General features: G+C 60.6%; 19 protein-coding genes and 3 tRNA genes. 12 read left to right on the top strand and 10 right to left on the bottom strand.

Translation table 11 applies throughout. The features are described 5' to 3' along the window. Nucleotides 1-223: 223 nt before the first annotated feature. The 3 genes from ptrA to recD are packed head-to-tail and all read left to right on the top strand — an operon-like array spanning nt 224 to nt 8,507. Nucleotides 224-3,112 carry a pitrilysin gene (gene ptrA / locus ACJ8J5_RS20235; RefSeq protein WP_414104930.1) on the top strand — a complete coding sequence of 963 codons (2,889 nt, stop codon included), beginning with the start codon at nt 224-226 and terminating at the stop codon, nt 3,110-3,112. After that, entirely contained in the window at nt 3,109-6,660 is a 3,552-nt protein-coding gene (gene recB, locus ACJ8J5_RS20230; protein WP_414104929.1) for an exodeoxyribonuclease V subunit beta, read from the top strand. Before ptrA ends, recB begins: the two co-directional genes overlap by 4 nt. Further along, nucleotides 6,657-8,507, top strand: a complete 1,851-nt coding sequence (gene recD, locus ACJ8J5_RS20225) for an exodeoxyribonuclease V subunit alpha (protein ID WP_414104928.1) — start codon at nt 6,657-6,659, stop codon at nt 8,505-8,507. The genes recB and recD overlap by 4 nt, the downstream gene beginning before the upstream one ends. Before the next feature lie 38 nt (nt 8,508-8,545). Here recD and argA read toward each other — a convergent pair whose 3' ends face one another. Beyond that, nucleotides 8,546-9,871: an amino-acid N-acetyltransferase gene (argA, locus tag ACJ8J5_RS20220; RefSeq protein WP_025304056.1), complete on the bottom strand. Its 1,326-nt coding sequence runs from the start codon at nt 9,869-9,871 to the stop codon at nt 8,546-8,548. 241 nt (nt 9,872-10,112) lie between these two features. Between argA and amiC the strand changes: the two genes are divergently transcribed. After that, a complete protein-coding gene (gene amiC, locus ACJ8J5_RS20215; RefSeq protein WP_004931882.1) occupies nt 10,113-11,366 on the top strand; it encodes an N-acetylmuramoyl-L-alanine amidase AmiC in 1,254 nt (417 codons plus the stop codon). A 90-nt stretch (nt 11,367-11,456) separates the two neighbouring features. On the opposite strand, the gene ACJ8J5_RS20210 is transcribed toward amiC, so the two are convergent. The 3 genes from ACJ8J5_RS20210 to ACJ8J5_RS20200 form a co-directional block, all read right to left on the bottom strand. Beyond that, nucleotides 11,457-11,533: transfer RNA gene (locus tag ACJ8J5_RS20210), tRNA-Met, on the bottom strand. A gap of 65 nt (nt 11,534-11,598) precedes the next feature. Further along, nucleotides 11,599-11,675: transfer RNA gene (locus ACJ8J5_RS20205), tRNA-Met, on the bottom strand. A 57-nt stretch (nt 11,676-11,732) separates the two neighbouring features. Next, a tRNA-Met gene (locus ACJ8J5_RS20200) sits at nt 11,733-11,809 on the bottom strand. A gap of 216 nt (nt 11,810-12,025) precedes the next feature. Between ACJ8J5_RS20200 and mltA the strand changes: the two genes are divergently transcribed. Then, a complete protein-coding gene (gene mltA / locus ACJ8J5_RS20195) occupies nt 12,026-13,162 on the top strand; it encodes a murein transglycosylase A (protein WP_060435082.1) in 1,137 nt (378 codons plus the stop codon). A gap of 84 nt (nt 13,163-13,246) precedes the next feature. After that, entirely contained in the window at nt 13,247-14,053 is an 807-nt protein-coding gene (tcdA, locus tag ACJ8J5_RS20190; protein WP_025304053.1) for a tRNA cyclic N6-threonylcarbamoyladenosine(37) synthase TcdA, read from the top strand. Here tcdA and csdE read toward each other — a convergent pair. Together csdE and csdA are read right to left on the bottom strand one after the other, a co-directional pair. Continuing rightward, nucleotides 14,044-14,478 (bottom strand): cysteine desulfurase sulfur acceptor subunit CsdE, encoded by a 435-nt coding sequence (gene csdE / locus ACJ8J5_RS20185; RefSeq protein WP_049206161.1) that lies wholly within the window; start codon nt 14,476-14,478, stop codon nt 14,044-14,046. The two genes, tcdA and csdE, sit on opposite strands and share 10 nt — an antisense overlap. A gap of 19 nt (nt 14,479-14,497) precedes the next feature. After that, on the bottom strand, nt 14,498-15,703 hold the full coding sequence (csdA, locus tag ACJ8J5_RS20180) for a cysteine desulfurase CsdA (protein WP_141998858.1): 1,206 nt from the start codon (nt 15,701-15,703) through the stop codon (nt 14,498-14,500). Nucleotides 15,704-15,899: 196 nt separating this feature from the next. On the opposite strand from csdA, the gene ACJ8J5_RS20175 reads away from it, so the two are divergent. The 4 genes from ACJ8J5_RS20175 to rlmM all read left to right on the top strand — a co-directional run bounded on the left by ACJ8J5_RS20175 (nt 15,900) and on the right by rlmM (nt 18,970). Next, nucleotides 15,900-16,124 (top strand): YgdI/YgdR family lipoprotein, encoded by a 225-nt coding sequence (locus tag ACJ8J5_RS20175; protein ID WP_025304050.1) that lies wholly within the window; start codon nt 15,900-15,902, stop codon nt 16,122-16,124. 385 nt (nt 16,125-16,509) lie between these two features. Next, nucleotides 16,510-17,427: a transcriptional regulator GcvA gene (locus ACJ8J5_RS20170; RefSeq protein WP_025304049.1), complete on the top strand. Its 918-nt coding sequence runs from the start codon at nt 16,510-16,512 to the stop codon at nt 17,425-17,427. Nucleotides 17,428-17,478: 51 nt separating this feature from the next. Next, nucleotides 17,479-17,874, top strand: coding sequence for a DUF423 domain-containing protein (locus ACJ8J5_RS20165; RefSeq protein WP_004931896.1), 396 nt, complete (start codon nt 17,479-17,481; stop codon nt 17,872-17,874). Beyond that, nucleotides 17,867-18,970 (top strand): 23S rRNA (cytidine(2498)-2'-O)-methyltransferase RlmM, encoded by a 1,104-nt coding sequence (gene rlmM, locus ACJ8J5_RS20160; RefSeq protein ID WP_019455735.1) that lies wholly within the window; start codon nt 17,867-17,869, stop codon nt 18,968-18,970. Before ACJ8J5_RS20165 ends, rlmM begins: the two co-directional genes overlap by 8 nt. Nucleotides 18,971-19,009: 39 nt before the next feature. On the opposite strand, the gene xni is transcribed toward rlmM, so the two are convergent. The 3 genes from xni to queF form a co-directional block, all read right to left on the bottom strand. Next, entirely contained in the window at nt 19,010-19,768 is a 759-nt protein-coding gene (gene xni / locus ACJ8J5_RS20155) for a flap endonuclease Xni (protein WP_414104927.1), read from the bottom strand. Nucleotides 19,769-19,822: 54 nt separating this feature from the next. After that, on the bottom strand, nt 19,823-21,187 hold the full coding sequence (gene ppnN, locus ACJ8J5_RS20150; RefSeq protein WP_414104926.1) for a nucleotide 5'-monophosphate nucleosidase PpnN: 1,365 nt from the start codon (nt 21,185-21,187) through the stop codon (nt 19,823-19,825). A gap of 192 nt (nt 21,188-21,379) precedes the next feature. After that, nucleotides 21,380-22,225: an NADPH-dependent 7-cyano-7-deazaguanine reductase QueF gene (queF, locus tag ACJ8J5_RS20145; RefSeq protein WP_049296155.1), complete on the bottom strand. Its 846-nt coding sequence runs from the start codon at nt 22,223-22,225 to the stop codon at nt 21,380-21,382. Nucleotides 22,226-22,288: 63 nt separating this feature from the next. On the opposite strand from queF, the gene syd reads away from it, so the two are divergent. Continuing rightward, nucleotides 22,289-22,837 (top strand): SecY-interacting protein, encoded by a 549-nt coding sequence (gene syd, locus ACJ8J5_RS20140; protein WP_089196212.1) that lies wholly within the window; start codon nt 22,289-22,291, stop codon nt 22,835-22,837. Nucleotides 22,838-23,445: 608 nt separating this feature from the next. On the opposite strand, the gene ACJ8J5_RS20135 is transcribed toward syd, so the two are convergent. Beyond that, a complete protein-coding gene (locus tag ACJ8J5_RS20135) occupies nt 23,446-24,684 on the bottom strand; it encodes an MFS transporter (RefSeq protein WP_025304044.1) in 1,239 nt (412 codons plus the stop codon). A 178-nt stretch (nt 24,685-24,862) separates the two neighbouring features. Between ACJ8J5_RS20135 and ACJ8J5_RS20130 the strand changes: the two genes are divergently transcribed. Continuing rightward, nucleotides 24,863-25,189, top strand: coding sequence for a YqcC family protein (locus tag ACJ8J5_RS20130; protein WP_025304043.1), 327 nt, complete (start codon nt 24,863-24,865; stop codon nt 25,187-25,189). The last annotated feature ends 16 nt before the right edge of the window (nt 25,190-25,205 follow it).

Below are 25,205 nucleotides of genomic sequence, written 5' to 3'. Positions count from 1 at the left end.
GGTGGTGCTGTGCAGCGGGAGGTGGTAAAAATAACGAAGGTTATATTCAACCATTGGGGTAATTCCCGGTCTGACATAACGTACAGGCATATACCCGCCGTGTTTCGGACCGCCACATTGGCGAAGAACCCGGCGAGTACCGATTTGGTTATGTGGTTTTGATGCACGTCGCCAACGTCAGGGAGTGGGCGTAGCGACGTCAGAATAGGGGTTTATTTTGGATATGCGCAGACAGTTGGCCCGTATCGCCGGGCTGGTATTATTGGCTATGTGTTGGGCACCGTTGAGTTGGGCCGCGCAAGGATGGCAACCGCTGGCGGAGAAGATCAACAAGAGCGAACACGATCCGCGTCAGTACGAGGCGATCAAGTTGGCTAACGGCATGACGGTGTTGCTGGTGTCCGATGCCCAGGCGCCGAAATCGCTGGCGGCGCTGGCATTGCCGGTCGGGTCGCTCGAAGATCCGAACAGCCAACTGGGCTTGGCGCACTATCTGGAACATATGGTGCTGATGGGCTCCAAACGCTATCCAGAGCCGGAAAACCTGTCCGAATTCCTGAAAAAGCACGGCGGCAGCCATAACGCCAGCACGGCCTCTTATCGCACCGCCTTCTATCTGGAAGTGGAGAATGACGCGCTGGAGCCGGCGGTCGATCGCATGGCCGACGCCATTGCCGAGCCGCTGCTGGATCCGGGCAATGCCGATCGTGAGCGCAACGCGGTGAACGCCGAATTGACGATGGCGCGTTCGCGCGACGGCATGCGCATGGCGCAGGTCGGCGCGGAAACCCTTAACCCGGCGCACCCGAGCGCGCGTTTCTCCGGCGGCAATCTCGATACGCTGAAAGACAAGCCGGACAGCAAGTTGCATGATGAACTGACCGGCTTCTATAAACGCTACTACTCCGCCAACCTGATGATGGGCGTTTTGTACGGTAATCAGCCGCTGCCGCAGTTGGCGGATATTGCGGCGAAAACCTTTGGCCGCGTGCCGAATCACGACGCCAGCGTGCCGCCGATCACCGTGCCGGCCGTGACGCCGGAACAGCAGGGTATCATCATTCACTATGTGCCGGCACAGCCGCGCAAGCAGCTGAAGGTCGAGTTCCGCATCGATAACAACAGCGCCGCGTTTCGCAGCAAAACCGATACCTACATCAGCTACCTGATCGGCAACCGCAGCAAAAACACCCTGTCTGACTGGTTGCAGAAGCAGGGGCTGGCGGACGCCATCAATGCCGGCGCGGATCCGATGGTCGATCGCAACGGCGGCGTCTTCGCCATCAGCGTTTCACTGACCGACAAAGGTCTGGCCAAACGCGACGAGGTCGTCGCCGCCATTTTCAACTACCTGAAAATGCTGCGCAGCGAAGGCATCAAGCAGAGTTATTTCGACGAAATCTCGCACGTTCTGAATCTGGACTTCCGTTATCCGTCGATCACGCGCGATATGGACTACATCGAATGGCTGGTGGACACCATGCTGCGTGTGCCGGTTGAGCATGCGCTGGACGCACCCTACCTGGCCGATCGTTATGATCCCAAGGCGATCGCTGAACGTCTGGATGCCATGACGCCGCAAAATGCGCGCATCTGGTTCGTCAGCCCCGATGAGCCGCACAACAAGACGGCCTATTTCGTCAACGCGCCTTACCAGGTCGAAAAAATCACGCCACAGCGCTTTACGCAGTGGCTGCAGCTGGGCAGCGGCATTTCTCTGTCGTTGCCGGCGCTCAACCCGTACATTCCGGATGATTTCACCCTGACCAAACCGTCGCACGAGTTCAAAAAGCCGGAAATGGTGGTGGATAAACCCGGCCTGCGCGTGCTGTATATGCCGAGCCGTTATTTCGCCGACGAGCCGAAGGCCGACGTCACCGTCGCTTTCCGCAACGCCAAGACTATGGACTCCGCGCGCAACCAGGTGCTGTTCTCGCTGACGGATTATCTGGCCGGCCTCGCACTGGATCAACTGAGCTATCAGGCGTCGGTCGGCGGGTTGAGTTTCTCGACGTCGCCGAACAACGGCCTGATGTTTAACGCCAATGGCTTTACCCAGCGTTTGCCGCAGTTGTTGACGGCGCTGATCGAGGGCTATTCCAGCTTCACGCCGACGGAAGATCAGCTGGCGCAGGCCAAATCCTGGTACCTGGAGCAGTTGGACGCCGCCGAGAAGGGCAAAGCGTTTGAGCTGGCCATTCAGCCGGTGCAGATGGTTTCCCGCGTGCCGTATTCCGAACGCAGCGAGCGCCGCGAAGTGCTGAAGACGCTGACGCTGAAAGACGTGCTGGCCTATCGCGACAGCCTGCTGGCCGAGGCCACGCCGGAGCTGTTGGTGGTGGGCAACATGAGCAAGCAGCAGGTCGACACGTTGGCGTCGACGTTGAAACATCGTCTGGGCTGTACCGGCATCGAATGGTGGCACGGCGAAGACGTGGTGGTGGACAAGAATCAGCTGGCCAACCTGCAACAGGTGGGCAGCAGCACCGACTCGGCGCTGGCGGCGGTCTATGTGCCGACCGGCTACGACGAAGTGACCGGCATGGCCTACAGCTCGCTGCTGGGGCAGATCATTCAGCCGTGGTTCTACAGCCAGCTGCGCACTCAGGAGCAATTGGGGTATGCGGTCTTCGCCTTCCCGATGTCGGTGGGGCGCCAGTGGGGCGTGGGCTTCCTGCTGCAGAGCAACAGCAAGCAGCCGGCCTACCTGTACCAGCGCTATCAGGATTTCTACCCGAAAACCGAGAAGCGCTTGCGCGACATGAGCGAGGCGGACTTTGAGCAGTACAAACAGGCGCTCATCAATGAGCTGAAGCAGCGGCCGCAAACCCTGAGCGAAGAAGCCAGCCGGTTCGCCAACGATTTCGATCGCGGCAATTTCGCCTTCGATACCCGTCAGAAGCTGATTGCGCAGGTGCAACAGCTGACGCCGGCCAAGCTGGCGGATTATTTCCACCAGGCGGTGATCCAACCGCAGGGGTTGGCGGTGCTGTCGCAGGTGAGCGGCAGCGGGCAAGACAAGGCGGATTACGCGGCGCCTAAGGATTGGGTTACCTATCCGAACGCGTCTGCATTGCAGCAGATCCTGCCGCGCAAAGTGGCGACGCCATGACGGAAGTTGCCCCGCAAAGGCTGGAGCCGCTGACGTTACCGTTGTTCGGCGAACGCCTGATCGAGGCGTCGGCGGGCACCGGCAAAACCTTTACCATCGGCGCGCTGTACCTGCGTTTGCTGCTGGGGTTGGGCGGTGAAGCAGCGTTTCCCCGCCCGCTGACGGTCGAAGAAATCCTGGTGGTGACCTTTACTGAGGCCGCCACCGAGGAGCTGCGCGGGCGCATCCGCGAAAATATCCACGGGCTGCGCATCGCCTGCGTGCGCGGTATCAGCGCCAACCCGCTGTTTTCGGCGCTGATGGAAGAAATTGACGATTTGACCGACGCCGCCTCGCAGCTGCTGGCGGCGGAGCGGCAGATGGACGAAGCGGCGATTTACACCATCCACGGCTTTTGCCAACGAATGTTGACGCACAACGCCTTTGAGTCCGGCATGCTGTTTGAACAAACGCTGGTGCAGGATGAACTGCCGCTGCGGCGGCAGGCCTGCGCCGATTTCTGGCGTCGCCACTGCTATCCGTTGCCGCTGGGCGTGGCGCGTGCGGTCAGCCAGGAGTGGAGCGGCCCGGAAGCGTTGCTGGCCGACCTTTCCGGTTATCTGCACGGTGAAGCGCCGGCGCTGCGTCGGCCGCCGAAGGACGAAGAAACCGTCCTGATGCGCCACGAGCAGATCGTCGCGCGCATCGACGCCATCAAGGCGCAATGGCGGGCGGCGGCGGGCGATCTGGAGGCGTTAATCGCCCAGTCCGGTGTCGATAAGCGCAGCTACAGCAGCAAACACCTGCCGAACTGGCTGAACAAGGTCGGCGAATGGAGCGGGCAGGAGACTCAGGACTACCAGCTGCCGAAGGAACTGGATAAATTTCGCCAGTCGGTGCTGCTGGAGAAGACCAAGAAAGGCGAGCCGCCGCGGCATGCGCTGTTCACGGCGATCGACGAGCTGTTTGATGAACCCTTGACGCTGCGCGACCTGATCATGGCGCGCGCGCTCAGCGAGATCCGCACTTCCATTCAGCAAGAAAAGCGCCAGCGCGCCGAGCTGGGGTTTGACGACCTGCTCAGCCGGCTGGACGGCGCCTTGCAAAGCGGTGGTGGCGAACAGCTGGCACAGGCGATCCGCCAGCGTTACCCGGTGGCGATGATCGATGAATTCCAGGATACCGATCCGCAGCAATACCGCATTTTCCAAAGACTTTACGTCGGCCGGCCCGATTGCGGCCTGCTGCTGATCGGCGATCCCAAGCAGGCGATTTACGCCTTTCGCGGTGCCGACATCTTTACCTACATGCGGGCGCGCTCAGAGGTGAGCGCCCACTATACGCTGGAGACCAACTGGCGCTCGTCGCCGTCGATGGTCGCCAGCGTTAATCACCTGTTTTCTCAGGTAGAAAAGCCTTTCCTGTTCGGCCAAATCCCCTTTATCGAGGTCAGCGCGGCGGAAAAGAACCAAGGGCTGGCGTTTGACCTGCACGGCAAGCCGCAACCGGCGATGCAGTTCTGGCTGCAGCAGGGGGAAGGCGCCGGTGTAAGTGATTACCAACAGCTGATGGCGCGCCTGTGCGCCACGCAAATTCGCGACTGGCTCAGCGCCGGGCAGCAGGGGCAGGCGTGGCTGCAGGGCGGCAAGATGCCAAGGCCGGTACAAGCCTCCGATATCACGGTGCTGGTGCGCAGCCGCAATGAGGCGGCGTTGGTGCGCGATGCGCTGAGTGCGCTTTCTATTCCGTCGGTGTATCTGTCCAACCGCGATAGCGTGTTCGACACCCCGGAGGCCAAAGACCTGCTGTGGTTGTTGCAGGCGGTGTTGGCGCCGGAGCAAGAGCGCACGCTGCGCAGCGCCATGGCCACCGGGCTGATGGGGCTGGACGCGCCGACGTTGGACGGCCTGAGCCGCGATGAGCGCGCCTGGGACTCGCTGGTTAATGAATTCGACAGTTACCGCACGCTCTGGCTGCGCCGCGGCGTGTTGCCGATGCTGAGCGAGGTGATGAAAGCGCGCCAGCTGGCGGAGAACCTGCTGGCCAGCGCCGGCGGCGAGCGTCGCTTGACCGACGTGCTGCATCTGGGGGAGCTGTTGCAAGAGGCGGCGGCGCAGCTCGACAGCGAGCATGCGCTGGTGCGCTGGCTGGCGCAGCAGATCGCCCAGCCTAATCGTCAGTCCGATAATCAGCAGCTGCGGCTGGAGAGCGACCGGCATCTGGTGCAGGTGATCACGATTCACAAGTCTAAGGGGTTGGAGTTCGATCTGGTGTGGCTGCCGTTCGTCGGCAACTTCCGCCAGCAGCAACAGGCGCTGTATCACGATCGCCACAGTTTCCAGGCGTTGCTGGATCTCGACGCCAATGAAGAGAGCCAGGCCTGGGCGGAGGAGGAGCGATTAGCGGAAGACCTGCGTCTGCTGTATGTGGCGCTGACCCGCTCGGTGTACCACTGCAGCATCGGCATCGCACCGTTGTTCCAGGGCACGCGCAAGAAACAGGGCGATACCGATCTGCACCGCAGCGCATTGGGTTATCTGGTGCAGGGCGGGCAAGCCGGTGACGCCGTGTATCTGCAGGAGCGGCTGCAGCAATTAGCGGGCGGCGGTATCGCGCTGTCGCTGGTTGAACCGCCGGATGAAGAACCCTGGCACCCCCAGGCTTCGCTAACCGAGGCGTTGGAGGCGAAAAGCTTTACCCGGCGGATCCAGGATTTTTGGCGGGTGACCAGCTATACCGGTTTGCAACAGCACGGCGCGAGCCTGATGCAGGATCTGCTGCCGCGTCTGGATGTCGACGCGGCCGGTGAGCGCGGGGAAGAAAGTGAGCCAGCGCTTACACCGCATACCTTCCCGCGCGGCGCAACGCCCGGCACCTTCCTGCACAGCCTGTTTGAAACGCTGGACTTCACCCAGCCGCTCGACGAACAGTGGCTGCTGGAACAGCTACAGCAGCAAGGGTTCGCCGAACACTGGCAACCGATTCTGCTGGCGTGGATGCAGGTGCTGCTCAATACGTCGCTCGACGACAGCGGCGTGACGCTGGCGGCGCTGACGCCGCAGCATAAGCAGGCAGAGCTGCAGTTCTATTTACCGATTAATCGGCTGTTGCAGGCGAAGGAGCTCGATTCCCTGGTGAAGCGTTACGATCCGCTTTCCGCCCGCTGTCCGGCGCTGGATTTTCACCAGGTGCAGGGCATGCTGAAAGGCTTTATCGACCTGGTGTTCTGCTGGCAGGGCAAATACTACCTGCTGGATTACAAGTCCAACTGGCTAGGAGAGGACAGCAGCGCCTATACCCGGCCGGCGATGGAGCAGGCGATGGCGGAGCATCGTTACGATCTGCAATACCAGCTGTACACGCTGGCGTTGCATCGTTATCTGCGCCATCGGTTGCCGGATTATGATTACCGACGCCATTTTGGCGGGGTGATTTATCTGTTCCTGCGCGGCGTGGATGCGGCGCACCCGGGCAATGGCATTTTCACCTGTCTCCCCGAGTTTGAGTTGGTGGAGGGGATGGATCGCTTGTTCAGTGGCGAGGCTGCGGCGGCGGAGGAAGGATCATGATCGCACTGCTGGAGCAGGCGGTGGCGCTTGGCGCGCTGCGCCCGCTAGACGTGCAGTTCGCCCGCGTGGTGGCGAACGAAGACGAGCCTGATATTTTGCTGGCCGCCGCCTGCCTGAGCGCAGAGGCGGGGGCGGGTCATGTCTGCCTGATGCTGGAGCAACTGCAGGCGGACACGCTGTTTGAAGGGCGCCAACCGGCGCTGGCGTTGGCGGTGTGGGAGGCGGTCGGGCGACCGGATAGCGCGCGTTGGCAGCAGCGTTTGGCGGCCAGTGCGGCGGTCGGGGATGGCAGCGGCGCAACGCCGCTGGTACTGCGCGGGCCGCGTTTATACCTGCAGCGCATGTGGCAAAACGAAGGTGAAGTAGCGGCGTTTATCGGCGGCGAAGGTGAGACGCTGGCGGTGCCGGAGGCTGAGCTTCGCACCATTCTCGACCGCTTGTTCGGCACGGCGAGCGACGAACCCGACTGGCAGAAGATCGCCGCCGCGGTGGCGGCTACGCGGCGTATCGCGGTGATTTCCGGCGGGCCGGGCACCGGTAAAACCACCACCGTCGCCAAGCTGTTGGCGGCGCTGGTGCAGCTGGATGAAGGCGAACGCTTGCGAATTCAGCTGGCGGCGCCGACCGGCAAGGCAGCGGCGCGCCTGACGGAGTCGCTTGGCAGCGCCAGCCGTCAGTTGGCGTTGACCCCGGCGCAGCAGGCGTTGTTCCCGACGGAGGCGGCGACGTTGCACCGTCTGTTGGGAGCGCAACCGAACAGTCAGCGCATGCGCTATCACCGTGGCAACCGGCTGCATTTGGATGTGCTGGTGGTGGATGAGGCTTCGATGGTCGATCTGCCGATGATGGCGCGCCTGATTGCCGCGCTGCCCGATCGGGCGCGGGTGATTTTCCTTGGCGACCGCGATCAGCTGGCTTCGGTAGAGGCCGGCGCGGTGCTGGGGGATATTTGCCGTTTTGCCGAGCAGGGATACAGCGATGCGCGTGCCGCAGAGCTGAGCCGCCTGACCGGCTGTTCGATCGAAGGGCGGCAGGCCGACGCGGAAGCGGCGGTGCGCGATAGCCTGTGTCTGCTGCGCAAGAGCTATCGCTTCGATGCACGTTCCGGCATCGGCCAGCTGGCGTTGGCGGTCAACGCCGGCGCGGGGGATCGCGCACTGGCGGCACTAAACGGCAGTTTCGGCGATGTCGCGGGCTATGCGCTGGCGACGAGCGAAGAGTATCAGGCGCTGTTGGATGCCTGCGTGGCGGGCTACCGCGATTATCTGCGGCTGACGGCCGAAGGGGCGGACGCGGCGACGGTGCTGGCGGCTTTTGGCCGTTTCCAGGTGCTGTGTGCGCTGCGTGAAGGGCCGTTCGGCGTCGCCGGCCTGAACGAGCGCATTGAGCTCGGGCTGCAGCGTGCGGGCCTGATCGACCGCAAACCGGGCGTGCTTGGCCGCTGGTACCGGGGGCGGCCGGTGATGATCGGCCGCAACGACAGCGCACTGGGGCTGTTCAATGGGGATATCGGCATTACATTGCCGGATGAGCACGGCGATCTGCGCGTGCATTTCCAACTGCCCGACGGCAGTATCAAGTCGGTACAGCCAAGCCGTTTGCCGGCGCATGAAACCGCTTATGCCATGACGGTGCACAAATCACAGGGATCGGAGTTTGACCATACGGTTCTGGTGTTGCCGAACCATTTCCTGCCGGTGCTGACGCGTGAGCTGGTCTATACCGCGATCACTCGTGCGCGTAAGCAGCTCTCACTGTACGCTACGGAGACGGTACTGCTGCGGGCTATTCGCACGCCGACCCAGCGCCGCAGCGGATTGGCTGAACGGTTGCAGGCAACGGAATAAGCGATGAACGGGCGCGGCAACGGCCGCGCCCACTGTGATTACAGATCCGCCAGCAGAATTTTGGAGCGGCGCTGGTAGTTGTACAACGCCTGTTTCTGCATCGGCAGCACGTCGACCTCCGCCGGGGTAAAGCCACGTTCCTGGAACCAGTGGATGCTACGGGTGGTCAGCACGAACAGCTTCTTCAGCCCCATCTGGCGCGCCTGGTTTTCTACCCGCTGCAGCAGCATCTCGCCGCGCGAAGAACTGCGGTAATCGGGATGTACCGCGACACAGGCCATCTCACCGATTTTTTCCTCCAGGAACGGGTACAGCGCCGCACAGGCGATGGTCAGGTTGTCGCGTTCGATAATGGTGAACTTGTCTATCTCCATCTCCAGCTGTTCACGTGAACGGCGCACCAGAATACCCTGTTGTTCGAGCGGCCGGATCAGTTCCAGGATGCCGCCGATGTCGTTGATCGTCGCCCGGCGCACCTGCTCGGCGCTTTCCATCACGATTTGGGTGCCGATGCCGTCGCGCGAGAACAGCTCTTGCACCAGCGCGCCATCCTCCTGATAGCTGATCAAGTGGCTGCGGCGCACGCCGCTGCGGCAGCCTTTCACCGCGCCGCGCAGGAAGCGCACGGTGCCGGAATGGTAATCGCCGCCTTCCTCCAGTTCTTCAAGGCGCTTTTGCGCGTCGTTGGGGAACAGTTCGGAAAGGATATTGCCTTCTGCATCGGTCACGCCCTGTGAGGAGCAGAAACCGATCATTTTTTCCGCTTTCAGTTTGATCGCCAACTGGGTGGCCACTTCTTCCGAAGTCAGGTTGAAACTCTCGCCGGTGACTGAGACCGCGACCGGACCGATCAGCACGATGGCGTTGCTGTCGAGTTGGCGATGGATCGCTTCTTCATCGATGCGGCGAATGCGGCCGCTGTGGCAATAGTCGATGCCGTCATCGATACCCAGCGGCTGAGCGATGATGAAATTGCCGCTGACCACGTTAATGTGCGCGCCCTGCAGCGGCGTGTTGTTGAGGCTCATCGACAGGCGGGCGGTGATGTCCAGCTGCAACAAACCGGCGGCCTGCTTGACCAGTTCGAGCGTATGGGCGTCGGTTACGCGCGTGTGCTTGTGGTAGATCGGCTCAGAGTTATGCTGCGCCAGGTTGGCGTCGATCTGCGGCCGTGCGCCGTAAACCACTACCAGGCGGATGCCCAGACTATGCAACAGCCCGATATCGTTGACGATGTTGGAGAAATTCTCGTGTTCGATGGCTTCCCCGCCGAGCATGATGACAAACGTCTTGCCACGGTGGGCATTGATATAAGGGACTGAGTGACGGAATCCTTGCACCAGCTCTGTACTACGTTCCTTCACGGGCAAACCTCTTGTGAATATTTATACGATATTTTTGTATTTTTATTCTTTTATGGCGCTAATGGCAAGTGGGAAATCGTCATGAAGAGCGAGCTAAGGGCGCTAAATCGTTAATAAATTGAAAAACCATAAAAAGATTTTCTGATGACAGGGCTGGCATGATTGGTTAAAGTTTTTCGGCACCCCCATTTTATTGGTGTTTTTTTCATCTGTTGTAAACAGCTATTACTGCCGGAGCCGCATGCCAAACGCTAATCACAATCTGGGCCGCCGTCGTTTATTACAGGGCGTTGCCGCCAGCTGGTTGCTGAGTGTGAGTCGCACGGGCTTCGCCGCGTCGTCGCACGTGATTGCCGTGCGCGTCTGGCCATCCTCCACTTATACCCGCGTCACGCTGGAATCCAACGTCGAGCTGAAATACAAGCAGTTTGCCCTGACCAATCCCGATCGCGTGGTGGTGGATATCGAAGGCGTCCACCTCAACAGCGTGCTGAAAGGTATTGCCGGGCAGGTGCGCGCCGACGATCCGTATCTCAAGCAGGCGCGCGTCGGCCAGTTTGATCAGAATACCGTGCGGCTGGTGCTTGAGCTCAAGCAGAGCGTCAGCCCGCATATTTTCACGCTGGCGCCGGTACCGGAGTATCGCAACCGTTTGGTGATGGATCTCTACCCGACCAAGGGCGGCAGCGGCGGTGAGGAGTATGATCCGCTACTGGCGTTACTGGAAGATTACAACAAGGGCGATCTGGAGCGCACGCTGCCGCCGGAAGCGCCGCAGGCCGGCAAGGCGGGGCGCGATCGGCCGATCGTCATCATGCTGGATCCTGGCCACGGCGGCGAAGATCCCGGCGCTATCGGCAAGTACAAGACGCGCGAGAAAGATATCGTGCTGCAGATTGCCCGCAAGCTGAGCGCCATGATCAAGCGCGAGCCGAACATGAAAGTGTTCATGACGCGCAACGAAGATGTGTTTATCCCGCTCAAGGTGCGTGTCGCCAAGGCGCGCAAGCAGCGCGCCGATCTGTTCGTTTCGATTCACGCTGACGCCTTTACCAGCCGCGCCGCGCGCGGTTCATCGGTGTTCGCGTTGTCCACCAAGGGCGCCACCAGCTCGGCGGCCAAGTTCCTGGCGCAGACGCAGAACGCGTCGGACCAAATCGGCGGCGTCAGCAAGAGCGGCGACCGCTATCTCGACCATACCATGTTCGATCTGATCCAGACCGCGACCATCAACGACAGCCTGAAGTTCGGCAAGGAAGTATTGAATCGGATGGGGAAAATCAACCGGTTGCACAAGAATCGCGTCGATCAGGCCGGTTTTGCGGTGTTGAAGGCGCCGGATATCCCGTCGATCCTGGTAGAGACGGCATTTATCAGCAACATCGAAGAGGAGCGCAAGCTGCGCACCAGCCATTTCCAGCAGCAGGTGGCGGAGTCGATTCTGGCGGGGATCAAGGCTTATTTCGCCAACGGCGGCGCGCTGGCGAGCCGATAAAAGCAGGGCCGGGTGCGAGTCCGGCTATTTTTGCGGATTGCAGATACAAAAAAACACCCGGAAGGGTGCTTATCTGTTGTCATCAAGAGTTGGTTGCGGAGGCCGGATTTGAACCGACGACCTTCGGGTTATGAGCCCGACGAGCTACCAGGCTGCTCCACCCCGCGTCCGTCTTGATGCTGTATTACTACGAAACCACCGTTCATGTTATGCCGCTGGTACGACATTCGGTTGGTTGCGGGGGCCGGATTTGAACCGACGACCTTCGGGTTATGAGCCCGACGAGCTACCAGGCTGCTCCACCCCGCGTCCGTATAATACTTTGTTATCGAAGCCAAACGCAAATACCGCCAATGCGGCATCGGTTGGTTGCGGGGGCCGGATTTGAACCGACGACCTTCGGGTTATGAGCCCGACGAGCTACCAGGCTGCTCCACCCCGCGTCCGATGGATGCGCACTATACTCTCCGTGCGTTTTGTTGCAAACCCTTTTTGCATTTTATTGGCCTAAACCCGTTTTTCTGCTGGATTTGCCCGCAATTTGCCTTCTTTTTCATCACCATCCTCCGTGCGGCTTTTTTTATTTGCAGCGATTCCTTTATCAATGAGCGTTTGTTATCGTTCAGCCGGTAGATCATATCAGTTTGAGAGTGTGCGCGATGAAAGGACGTTGGGGCAAATACCTGCTGGGCGGGTTGTTGGTGGCGGTGTTGGCGGGCTGTTCGTCCAAGCCGACCGATCGGGGTCAGCAATATAAAGACGGCCGTCTGGATCAATCGCTGGAGCTGGTCAATCAGCCCAACGCCAAAGGTTCGCCGGTCAACGCCAAGGATTATTCGGATCAGCTGATGGAGATCAAGTACGCGTCGCCTTCGCTGTTTAACCGCAACAACAGCACCTATCAGGCGGTGCAAAGCTGGATGGCGTCCGGCGCCGACACGCGCATGCTGAGCCAGTACGGCCTCAGCGCTTACCAGATGGAAGGTGTCGACAATTACGGCAACGTGCAGTTTACCGGCTACTATACGCCGGTGGTGCAGGCGCGCTATACCCAACAGGGCGAGTTCCGCTATCCGCTGTACCGCATGCCGCCGAAGGGCAGAGGCCGCTTGCCGGATCGCGCGGGCATCTATTCCGGCGCGCTTGACGATCGCTATATCATCGCTTACACCAACTCGCTGATGGACAACTTCATGATGGAAGTCCAGGGCAGTGGCTATGTCGACTACGGCAACGGCCAGCCGCTGGTGTTCTTCGGCTACGGCGGCAAGAACGGCCACGCCTATCGCAGCATCGGCAAGGTGCTAATCGATCGCGGTGAAGTGGCCAAGGCGGACATGTCGATGCAGGCGATCCGTCAGTGGGCGGATACCCACAGCGCCGCAGAGGTGCGTGAGCTGCTGGAGCAGAACCCGTCGTTCGTGTTTTTCCGTCCGGAAGCTTTTGCGCCGGTGAAGGGCGCCAGTGCGGTGCCGCTGATCGCCAAAGCCTCGGTGGCCTCCGACCGTTCGCTGATCCCGGCGGGCACTACGCTGCTGGCCGAAGTGCCGCTGCTGGACAACAAGGGTAAATTCACGGGAAAATACGAGATGCGTCTGATGGTCGCACTCGACGTGGGCGGGGCCATCAAGGGCCAGCATTTTGACATGTATCAGGGCATCGGGCCGGATGCCGGCCACTCGGCGGGATACTACAACCACTATGGCCGCGTCTGGGTGCTGAAGAACAACGGTGGCGGTCAGTTGTTCAGCGCCAATCAGTCAACTGGCGGCGGTTCGTTGCTGGCCACTCGGTAAACGCATACGACGTGAAAAGATTGACCCGCAAGGGCCGGATTTTCCGGCCCTTATCATTTGCATTACGAAGGTAATTAAAGCGTTATGAGCACAGCTTATTCGGAAGCCTATCTGCAGCGTTTCGGCGGCACGGCGCGATTGTACGGCCAGCAGGCGCTGGCGGTGTTCGCGCAGGCGCACGTCTGCGTGATCGGTATCGGCGGCGTGGGTTCCTGGGCGGCTGAGGCGCTGGCGCGCACCGGCATCGGCGCCATCACCCTGATCGACATGGATGATGTCTGCGTTACCAATACCAACCGCCAGATCCACGCGTTGCGCCAGCATGTCGGGCAATCGAAAACCGAGGTGATGGCGGAGCGTATCCTGGCGATCAACCCGGAATGCCGGGTGACCTGCATCGACGATTTCATCACCCCGGACAACGTCGCCGAGCTGCTGGACCATAACTTCAGCTACGTCATCGACGCGATCGACAGCGTGCGGCCGAAGGCGGCGTTGCTGTCATACTGCCGCCGCTTCAAGATCCCGGTGGTGACCACCGGCGGCGCCGGCGGTCAGGTCGATCCGACCAAAATCGAAGTGGCCGATCTGGCCAAAACCATCCAGGATCCGCTGGCCGCCAAGCTGCGCGAGCGGTTGAAGCACGATTTCAACGTGGTGAAAAACGGTAAGGGTAAGCTGGGCATCGACTGCGTCTTCTCCAGCGAACCGCTGGTTTACCCGCAGCCGGACGGTTCGGTGTGCGCTTCGCGCAGCACGGCGGAAGGGCCAAAAAGAATGGATTGCAGCGCGGGGTTCGGTGCGGCGACCATGGTTACCGCCACCTTCGGTTTCGTCGCCGTATCGCACGCGCTGAAAAAGATGGTGGCGAAGGCGGCGCGTCAGGCGTAACGGGCGGCGATCGCCTTGACGGCGGAGCCCAAGGCCGCCAGGCCGCTGGCGCGGGTGGCGCTCAGCTGCGCGCGCAATGCCAGACGGTCGAACAGCGCCAGCGGATCCAATGCGGCGATCTGCTGCGGCGTTTTTCCTTCCACTTCGGTCAGCAGCACCGCCAGCAGGCCGCGCACGATGCGGCCCTCGCTGTCGCCATAGAAGTGCAGCGTGCCGTCTTCCAGCAATTGGTGCCCTAACCAGACACGGTTTTCACACCCGCTCAACGCCATTTCTTCACTGCGCAAGGCCTCCGGCAGCGGCGGTAGCCGTTTTGCGAGCATGATCAGCTGGCGGTAGCGGTCTTCCCACTGTTTCAGCGCGCTGAAGGTGGCGATCAAGGCTTCGGCGGTGATCTCTCGGCCAAAAGGATGGGGGGCGAGCATAGTGTCTCCGGAAATCACGTCAGTCGGCCAGCAGATCGAGGGCGTGAGTCAACGCGCTGACCAGCGTATCGACATCCTGTTGTGTATTGTAGGGGGCGAACGACGCGCGCAGCGTGCCGCTGACGCCTAATGCCGCCATCAGCGGCTGCGCGCAGTGCTGGCCGGCGCGCAGCGCAATGCCTTGCTCCGCCAGCAGCGTGACGATGTCGCTGTGGTGTATGCCGGCGACATCGAACGCCAGCAGGCTGGAGCCGGAGCTGCGGAAGCTGCGAAAGCCCGGCAGCTGCGCCAACCGCTGTTCGGCCTGATCCGCCAGCTCGCGGCTGTAGCGCTCCGCCGCCGCCATGTCCTGTTCGCTGAGCCAGGTGAGTGCGGCGGCCAACCCCAGCACGCCGGCGATGTTTGGCGTGCCGGCTTCGAAACAGTGCGGCGGCTTTTGTGGGGTAAAACCGTCGAACGACGCCTGGGTCAGCATCTTGCCGCCGCCTTGCCAGGGGGCCATCTGCGCCAGCAGCTCGGCTTTGCCGTACAGCGCGCCGATGCCGGTCGGGCCATACAGCTTGTGGCCGGAGAAGGCGTAGAAATCGATATCGAGCCGCTGTACGTCGGCCGGGCCGTGAACCACGCCCTGAGCGCCGTCAATCATCACGTGCGCGCCGGCGGCATGCGCCATGGCGATTGCCGGTGCCAGATCCGGGCAGCCGCCGGTGACGTTGGACATTTGCCCCAGCGCCAAAAGGCGGGTTTTGTCGTTGAGCAGGGCGGGCAGCTGCGTCAAATCCGGCAACCGATCGGCGCCGATGGGCAGTTTCACCACCCGCGCGCCGGTTTGTTCCGCCACCATCAGCCAGGGGATCAGGTTAGCGTGGTGTTCCGCTTCGCTCACCAGGATTTCATCGCCCGGCAGCAGACGCGGGCGCAGGTAGCTCTGCGCCACCAGGTTGATCGCCTCGGTGGTGCCGCGCGTCCAGACGATGTCGTCGGCCGACGGCGCATTGATCAATTTCGCCACCTGGCCGCGTGCCTGCTCGAAGCGGGCAGTCAGATCCTGCGCCGCCCGATGCTGGCTGCGGTGCACGGTGGCGGCGTCATCGCGATAAAATTGCTGCGTGGCGTCGATGACCGCCTGCGGTTTCAACGCGGTGGCGGCGCTGTCCAGATAGATACCATCCTGCGCGAGCGCGGGAAACTGTTGGCGAAAAAGGCTGGGGTTAAAAGGCGTCATACCCTGATTGTCACTGGCTTGAGTCGATGGGTGATCCTGTCCTATTTTGCCGCCGGAGACAAGCGATCCTGCCTATTAGGACTTATCGCCTGGCAAAATTGGAAAAGTTTGTTATGCTATTAAATGTGCGCTTATTAATCGCATCTATACACATAAAAGGTATTTATCAGCATTTAAAACTAAAAAGGAGTCCTCAATGAAGAAAACAGCCGCAGTTCTCTCTGCCCTGATGCTTACGTTCACCCTGGCCGCCTGTTCCAGCAACTACGTGATGCATACCAATGACGGACGCACCATTGTCGCTGACGGCAAGCCAAAAGTGGACAACGATACCGGCATGATCAGCTATAAAGACGCTAACGGCGTCGAGCAGCAGATCAACCGCGCCGATGTGAAAGAGATGGTTGAAAGCAACCAGTAACCGTCAGGCAAAAAAAAGCACCGCAAGTTTTGCGGTGCTGCATAAAATCACTATGGACAGACAGGGTAAATGTACAGGAAGTGAAAAAACAGTAGCCTAGCTACCATGTCCGGAATCGCCGGACAATTTGCAAACACAACATCACAACCACAAGCCAAAAGTTCATCGGCGTCCTCGACACCCACTCCCTTTTCGTTCCGGCCCGGGAAGTGCCGCCACTATAGGTATTTGCTGGCGCATCCTCAACGGACAAATTATAATGGCTCGGATTAAAAAAACTAATGGCAATACGCCGTTAGCGTTTACCGATGGCTTGCCACACAAAGCCGCCCGATTTTCGGCGCCGAATCATTCGGATTAATGTTACACAAAAGTAGCTAATTTAATGTCTAAACGCTTACCTCCCCTCAATGCGCTGCGCGTGTTCGATGCGGCCGCTCGCCACCTGAGTTTCACCAAGGCGGCGGAAGAGTTGTTCGTGACCCAGGCCGCGGTGAGCCACCAGATCAAGTCGCTGGAGGACTTTCTCGGACTGAAGCTGTTTCGCCGGCGCAATCGCTCGCTGCTGCTGACCGAAGAGGGCCAAAGTTACTACCTCGATATCAAGGAGATTTTCTCTTCGATCAACGAGGCGACGCGCAAGCTACAGGCGCGTAGCGCCAAGGGGGCATTGACCGTCAGTCTACCCCCGAGCTTCGCCATTCAGTGGCTGGTGCCGCGCCTGTCCGGCTTTAACTCAGCTTATCCGGGCATCGACGTGCGCATCCAGGCGGTGGACCGCGAAGAGGACAAGCTGGCGGACGACGTCGACGTGGCGATTTTCTACGGCCGCGGCAACTGGCCGGGACTGCGCGCCGAGCGCCTGTATGCGGAATATTTGCTGCCGGTGTGTTCGCCGAGCCTGCTGACCGGCGATCATCCGCTGAAAACCGCAGAGGATCTGGCTTATCATACGTTGCTGCATGACGTTTCACGCCGCGACTGGCTGGCCTATACGCGCCAGCTGGGGTTGCAGCACATCAACGTGCAGCAGGGGCCGATCTTCAGCCACAGCGCCATGGTGGTGCAGGCGGCAGTGCACGGTCAGGGCGTGGCGCTGGTGAACAACGTGATGGCGCAAACCGAGATTGAAGCCGGTCGCCTGGTGTGCCCGTTCAACGATGTGCTGGTCAGTAAAAACGCTTTTTATCTGGTATGTCATGACAGCCAGGCAGAACTGGGTAAAATAGCCGCCTTCCGGCAGTGGATCCTGGCGCGCGCCGCCAGCGAACAAGAGAAGTTCCGCTTCCGCTACGAACAATAAGGCCGGCCGCCGCCTTGCCGCGGCCGGTAATTTTTAATGGGATAGATCACGATGAGCAGCCGTTCCATGCTGGTTTTCGCCGCTATCAGCGGCTTTGTGTTTGTCGCGTTGGGCGCATTCGGCGCGCATGTGTTAAGCGGTACGCTCGGCGCCAATGAAATGGCCTGGATCCGTACCGGGCTGGAGTATCAGGGGTTCCACACCCTGGCCATCCTGGCGCTGGCGGTCGCGATGCAGCGCCGCGTGAGCCTGTGGTTTTACTGGAGCGGAGCGCTGTTGGCGTTCGGCACCGTGTTGTTCAGCGGCAGCCTCTATTGCCTGGCGCTGTCGCACCTGAAGGTCTGGGTATATATCACGCCGGTTGGCGGCGTGTGCTTCCTGATCGGCTGGATATTGATGTTGATTGGCGCTTTGCGTCTGAGGAAAAAGGCCGAGCGCCATGAATAAGATTGCGTTGTACTGCCGCCCAGGCTTTGAAAAAGAGTGTGCGGCAGAGATCACCGACAAAGCCGCCCAGCTGGAGATTTACGGCTTTGCACGAGTAAAAGAGCACAGCGGTTACGTGCTGTTCGAATGCTATCAGCCGGACGATGCCGATCGCCTGGCGCGGGAGATTCCGTTCCGCGAACTGATTTTCGCCCGCCAGATGATCGTGGTAGGTGAGCTGCTGCGCGATCTGCCGCCGGAAGATCGGGTATCGCCGATTGTCGGCATGCTGATCGGCGTGGTTGATCGCGGCGGCGAGCTGCGGGTGGAAGTGCCGGACACCAACGAAAGCAAAGAGCTGATGAAATTCTGCCGCAAATTGACGGTGCCGCTGCGCGCCGCGATGCGCGAGCAGAAGGTGCTGATGGCGCGCGAGAACCCGACTCGCCCGGTGGTGCACGTGTTCTTCATCGCGCCGGGCTGCTGCTACGTCGGTTACTCCTACAGCAACAACAACTCGCCGTTCTACATGGGCATTCCGCGTCTGCGCTTCCCAGCCGATGCGCCGAGCCGTTCGACGCTGAAGCTGGAAGAAGCGTTCCACGTGTTCATCCCCGCCGACGAGTGGGACGAACGCCTGGCCAGCGGCATGCACGCGGTCGATCTGGGCGCCTGCCCGGGCGGCTGGACCTATCAGCTGGTGAAACGCAGCATGATGGTGCATTCGGTGGATAACGGCCCGATGGCGCCGAGCCTGATGGAAACCGGCCAGGTGACGCACCACCGCGCCGACGGCTTCAAGTTCGAGCCGAACAGCAGCAAAATCTACTGGCTGGTGTGCGACATGGTGGAGAAACCGGCGAAAGTGACCAGCCTGATGATTCAGTGGCTGGTGAAAGGTTGGTGCCGCGAAGCGATCTTTAACCTCAAGCTGCCGATGAAAAAGCGCTATGAGGAAGTGTCGCAAAACCTGATGAGCATCCGCGAAGCGCTGGGCGCTGCCGGCATCAGCGTCGAAGTGCACGCCAAACAGCTGTATCACGACCGCGAAGAGATCACCGTACACGTGCGCCGCATGTGGTCGGCGGTGCCGGGTCGGCGCGACGAGCGCGATTAATCGCGTTAAACCTGATGAAGGGCGCTGCTTGCAGCGCCCTTATTGTATCGGCAGTCGCAGCTGCTGCAGGTTGCCGTCCAGCGACAGATCGGTGCGCAGCGTGGCGACGTGTTTGCTGACGTAGGCCAGCTCGCGGTGCTGCTCCAGCTTGCCGCGCCATTTCTCCGGCACCTGCTCCAGGTGCTGATAGATCCCGTCCAGACTGCCCGACTGCTGCAACAGCAGCACGGCGGTTTTCGGCCCGATGCCGGCCACGCCGGGGATCTTGCTGCTGCCGATCCCCGCTAACCCCCAGTAGTCCGGCAGTTGCTGCGGCTGCACGCCGAATTCCTGCTGCACGAAAGGCATATCCAACCAGCGTTTCTGGAAGTAATCGCGGATCTGTACGTTCGGCGCCAGCAGCTGGCAATAGCCTTTGTCGGTGGAGACGATGGTCACCTGGTGGCCGCCGCCGGCGACCTTCGCCGCCAGCGTGGCCGCCAGATCGTCCGCTTCGTTGCCGGGCGAATGCCAGCTGGCGACGCTCAGCTCGGCGAAGGCCTCACGCAACTGCGGCATCTCCTGCTGCAGGTTTTCCGGCATCGGCGAACGCCCGGCCTTGTAGTCCGGCAGAATTTGGTGACGCCAGCTATCGCTGCGATCGTCCTCGTCGAATACCGCTACCGCGTGGGTCGGGCGGCTGTGCTGGAGAAGCTGCTGCAGCGCGTGGCGGCAGGCGTTGACGCAAGGAGAGCCCTGTACGGCGTGAATGCGGCGGATGAGGTTCAGGGCGTCGACAATCAGTAGGTGTATCATCATGGGCGGCAAGGTCAGAAAAAACAGGGCGGCCGTTACGCCGCCCAGGATTGAGGATCAGGCGACGATTTCGTAGCAGGGCACATAGGCGCTGCCCGGCAGCTTCATGCGGTGCTGGGCGACAAAGCCCTGCAGCAGGCTGTCCATCTGCTTCATCATCTGCGGTTCGCCGTGCAGCTTGTACGGGCCGAACTGTTCAATGGCGTGGATGCCGTTTTCCTTCACGTTACCGGCCACGATGCCGGAGAAGGCGCGGCGCAGCGCGGCGGCCAATTGCTCCGGCGGCTGGTTCGGATACAGATTGAGGTTCGCCATGTTCTCGTGGGTCGGCTCGAACGGCAGCTGCAGATCCGGCGCGATGCGGATCGACCAGTTAAAGCTGTAGGCGTCGCCGGTGTTGCGGCGGTTTTCCTTCACCAGCGGCATGGCTTTCTTCATCTGCCGCGCCACTTCCGCCGGATCGTCGATGATGATGGTGTAGTGACGGCGCGCCGCGTCGCCCAGCGTGTTCATGATGAACTCGTCCAGCACGCGGAAGTAGTCGGCGCTCTCTTTCGGCCCGGTCAGGATCAGCGGCAGCACCTGTTCGCTGTTCTCCGGATTCATCAGGATACCCAGCAGGTACAGCAGCTCTTCGGCGGTGCCGACGCCGCCAGGGAAGATGATGATGCCATGCGCGATGCGCACGAACGCTTCCAGACGTTTTTCGATATCCGGCATGATCACCAGCTCGTTCACCAGCGGGTTAGGCGGCTCGGCGGCGATGATCGACGGCTCGGTCATGCCGATGAAGCGGCTGTTGTGGTAACGCTGCTGTGCGTGACCGACCGCTGCGCCTTTCATCGGCGCTTCCATGGCGCCCGGCCCGCAGCCGGTGCAGATGTTCAACTCGCGCAGGCCCAGCTGGCTGCCGACCTTGCGCGAGTACAGGTATTCGTTCTCGTTGATTGAGTGGCCGCCCCAGCACACCACCATGTTGGGATCTTCATCCAGATGCAGCGTGCGTGCATTGCGCAGGATCGAGAACACCAGGTTGGTGATGTGGGCCGAGTTTTCCAGGTTCAGATGCTGGAAACGGCCGGCGCTGGCGATTTGGCCGTGCACGAACAGGATGTCGCGCAACACGGCGAACAGGTTGGCCTGCAATGAACGGATGATGCGGCCGTCGACGAACGCCTCTTCCGGCGGGTTGACCAGCTCCAGTTTCACGCCACGCTCGCGGCGCAGCACGTTGATATCGAAGGTTTCATAGCGCGACAGCAGCTGTTTGCTGTTGTCGGTTTGGCTGCCGGAGTTCAACACGGCCAGCGAACAGTTGCGGAACAGGCGGTACAGGTCGCTGCTGGCAGTGCGTTTCAGCATGTCTACTTCCAGCTGCGACAATAAATCCATAGAGCCAAGCGGGCTGATGTGTGTAATCAAGGTAACTCCTTTGCACCCGGTGCGGGGCGGTAGTAATCCATACGCAGCAAAACAGCATCTCGTTATGGTTGGTGTACTGCGGTGCAACGGGCGTTCTGCCCGGCTGCAGCCTCGTTTTAACCTTACCGCCGTCCCTGCGCTTTTACCAACACAAACCGCTCGTTAGCTCAGTTGTTGAGCAATGTTTCGCACTTATTGGCGCGCCAGGCGGCCGTGCTCGGGAGTGAACGCGACGTTGCTGCGCCACGGGTTGATGTCCAGCCCGCCGCGACGGGTGTAGCGGGCGTAAACCGTCAGGCTCTGCGGCCGGCAGTAGCGCATCAAATCATTGAAGATGCGCTCGACGCACTGTTCGTGGAATTCGTTGTGGTGGCGGAAGGAGACCAGGTAGCGCAGGAGCGCTTCGCGATCGATCTTGCCGCCGCGATAGCTTATCTGCACCGAGCCCCAGTCCGGTTGATGGGTGATCAGGCAGTTGGACTTCAGCAGGTGGCTGACCAATTGCTCTTCCACTGCCTCTTCACCGACGGCGTTTAACAGGTAGTCGGCGTTGAACTCATAATTGTCGATGCGGATATCCTGTTGGTCGATGCAGTCGCCGGCCAGACGGGCGATCGGCGTGCCTTCCAACTGCTCGACGCTGAACAGGGTGACGCTGACTTCGCCCTGGGCGCAGGCGGACAGATCGCGCTGCAGGGTGCTGCGCACCGTTTCCCCATCGGCGAACGGCGTTTGGTTGAAGCTGTTGAGATACAGCTTGAAGCTTTTCGATTCGATCAGGTTCAGGCTGTCGGCATTGAGGCTGATCTCGCCGACCGCCACCTGCGGCAGCCCGTTGGCGTTCAGCCAGGAGAGTTCGTACAGCGTCCAGATGTCCGCGCCGTGGAAGGGCAGGTTGTCGGGATACAGCCCCAGCGGCTCGCGGTTCATGCTGCGCGGCACCGCCTGCAGCAGCGTGGCGTCGTAGCGATCGCGGTAGGCGGTGGGTTTGCCCAGCGTCAGCCCCGACAGGGCCTGGTGGTCTTGATATGAGGACATCTGCTGTCACCTCGGTCAGAGATAGGTACAATGGCCGTCAGTTTAACGTATGCGAGAAAGAATATGGACCATGATGTATCGCACGCCCTGCGTGAATTCACTCAACGCTATGTCGAGTTGTGGCAGCAAGAGCGCGGCCACGCGCCGGCCAGCGAGGCGCTGTACGGCGTGCCGTCGCCCTGCATCGTGGAGAATCGCGAGGATGACGTGCTGTGGTTGCCGCAGCCTTTTGAACCGGCGGCGACGCTGGAGAAGGTAGAGGCCGCGCTGGAGCTGCGTTTGCAGCCGGATGCGCATCGCTTCTACACGCAGCAATACGCCGGCGACATGAGCGCGCAGTTCGGCGAGCATCGCCTGAGCCTGCTGCAGGTCTGGAGCGAAGAGGATTTTATCCGCCTGCAGGAAAACCTCATCGGCCATTTAGTGACGCAAAAGCGCCTCAAATTGTCGCCGACCCTCTTCCTGGCGACCACCGAATCCGAGATGACGATGGTGTCGCTGTGCAACGTCAGCGGCAACGTGGTACTGGAGCAGTTCGGCAGCGATAAGCGCACCTTGTTGGCGGCGACGCTCGGGAATTTCCTCGATGCGCTGCGCCCTATGCTGGACTGAAGCGCGGCGGATTCGCCGTCGCCCGTGTGAGAGATCTCTCACACGGGCTGTGAGATATCGCTCTTAATTTTTCCCACCTTTTTCCAGGCTATGAGATTATTGTTATCCAGATCAATTGGTTAGAATTTCTTTAGGATAACTCTTAGTCTTAATTTAGTGTGAGACACCTCCCAAACCCTTGTGATTCCGGGGAATTTAAGCGATCTTATCGTTACCGGAACGGAACCGGCGGAGCAGGAAAGCATCAGGATGATGCAGCTTCAGGAAGAAGAAAGGGATGCGCTCAGGTAGAGCGAAGGATGGCGTCAGGAGATGCCCAGGATGTTTCAGGATAGAAACCAGGGACACCTCCAGGACGGAGATTGAGAGCCGACACAGGACTGTCGGCGGGTCAGGAAGGCTGAGGAACCGCGTCAGGACGATGCTGCAGGATGATGCAAGGATCACTTGGTCAGGATGGCCGCAGGAAAAGTTTTCAAGGATTGAGCAGGGAGCACACTGTGTAGCGGGATAGCTATAAAACGAACCGGGGGCACTGTTAACGCAGTGCCCCCAACTTTTTGTTCTCTCCCGCCGTGCGTGCTCCTCTGCTTAATCCATCGCCAGCGTTAACCAATCGCGCCCAGCGTATCGCCTGCGCCCTGTTTTTTCGGCAGCAGGAACAGCGTGGCGTAGATATCCAGCAGGTAAATCGCCGCCAGCAGGCTGATGGCGGCGGTAAATGACACCTGCGTCACCAGCGCACCGATTACCAATGGCCCCAGGCCGCCGACGCCGCGCCCCAGATTGAACAGGATGTTTTGCGCGGTGGCGCGCGCCTGTACCGGGTAGGTATCGGAAATCAATGCGCCGTAGCCGCCGATCATGCCGTTGACGAACATGCCCATCACGGCGCCGGCGAACAGCATCAGCATCGGATCGCTCAACTGAGCGTAACCGATCACCATCACTACCGCGCCTACCTGATACAACACGAAAATCTTCCAGCGGGCGAAGCGATCGGCCAGCACGCCAAACAGCCAGATACCGAACGTCATGCCGACCACCGTCACCGCCGTCCACAGGCCGGACTTGGTGAGTGAGAAGCCGAAGTTTTTCGCCAGGTAAGTCGGCATCCAGATCATCAGCCCGTAGTAACCGAAGTTTTGCACCGAACAGAGAATGAAGATGCCGATGCTGGCCTTGCTGGTAGCGCGATCCTTAAACAGCAGGCGCAAACGCTGCAGGAAGGAGAGCGGCCGCCCGGCGTCTTTCTGCCGCACGAACGCCTCCGGCTCGCCCAGCGTGCGGCGGATCAGGAATGACGCCAGCGCCGGCAGCAGACCGACCAGGAACATACCGCGCCAGCCGATGTGTTCCAGCAGCAGCGGCGTCAGGAAGGCGGCTGCCAGCACGCCCAATTGCCAGCCCATGCCGACGTAAGCCGAAGCGCGGTTGCGTTTCTCCGCCGGCCAGGCTTCGGCGATCAGCGCCATGCCGATGCCGAATTCGCCGCCCAGCCCGATGCCTGCCAGGGTGCGATAGGCCAGCAGATCCCAATACCCTTGCGCCACGGCGCACAGGCCGGTGAACAGGGAAAACATCAGAATGGTGATGGTCAGCACCCGGATGCGGCCGAAACGATCGCTGAGGTGGCCGAAGATCACGCCGCCCAGCACCGCGCCGATCAGCGTCCAGGTGACCAGCGAACCGGCGGCCGATGAGGTTAATCCTAATTCGATGCTGATAGCCGGCAGCATAAAGCCGAGGATCAGCAGGTCAAACCCGTCCATGGCATACCCGGTGACCGAAGCCAGCATGGCTTTACCGGGCGTCGCGTGGTTTTTTTTCTCTGTTATTACGGACATGAATCTTTATCTGTGTGGTGAATTCGGTGGCCCTATTGTGCCGCGCGGCGGCGATCGCCACCAGATAAAAACGGCAGCCGGTCTCGGGCGCGCCAAATTTGGGCTATAAAAATGCTATGCTTTGCCGCCTTTCAGCCAGCGAGCTGAATACCATAATGAAAAGAGATCGGGAATGCAGATGAGTATACATAACCAGGTGCGCCGCAGTTTGCAGGCGATTGAACAATCCATGCGCGATCTGGCGCTGTGGCAGGCCGCGCCGCCTGAGCATGAGGCTTTTTCCAGCACCGAGCCGTTCTGTATCGACAGCATGTCGGCCGAAGCCTGGCTGCAGTGGGTGTTTCTGCCGCGCATGTATGCGCTGCTGGACGCCCAAGCGCCGTTGCCGACGCGCTTCGCCATCACGCCTTATTTCGAAGAGGCGCTGAAAGATCGTGAGCCGAGCAGTCTGCCGCTGCTGGTGCTGCTGCAACAGCTGGATTTGATGTTGAATAAAGAGCCGTAATCCGCCGGCGGCGCGC

The organism is Serratia sp. CY43202 (assembly GCF_052168755.1).
Classification (GTDB): Bacteria; Pseudomonadota; Gammaproteobacteria; order Enterobacterales; family Enterobacteriaceae; genus Serratia; species Serratia bockelmannii.
Note: the sequence above shows the minus strand (reverse complement) of the source record. Positions and strands in the feature narration are given on the sequence as shown.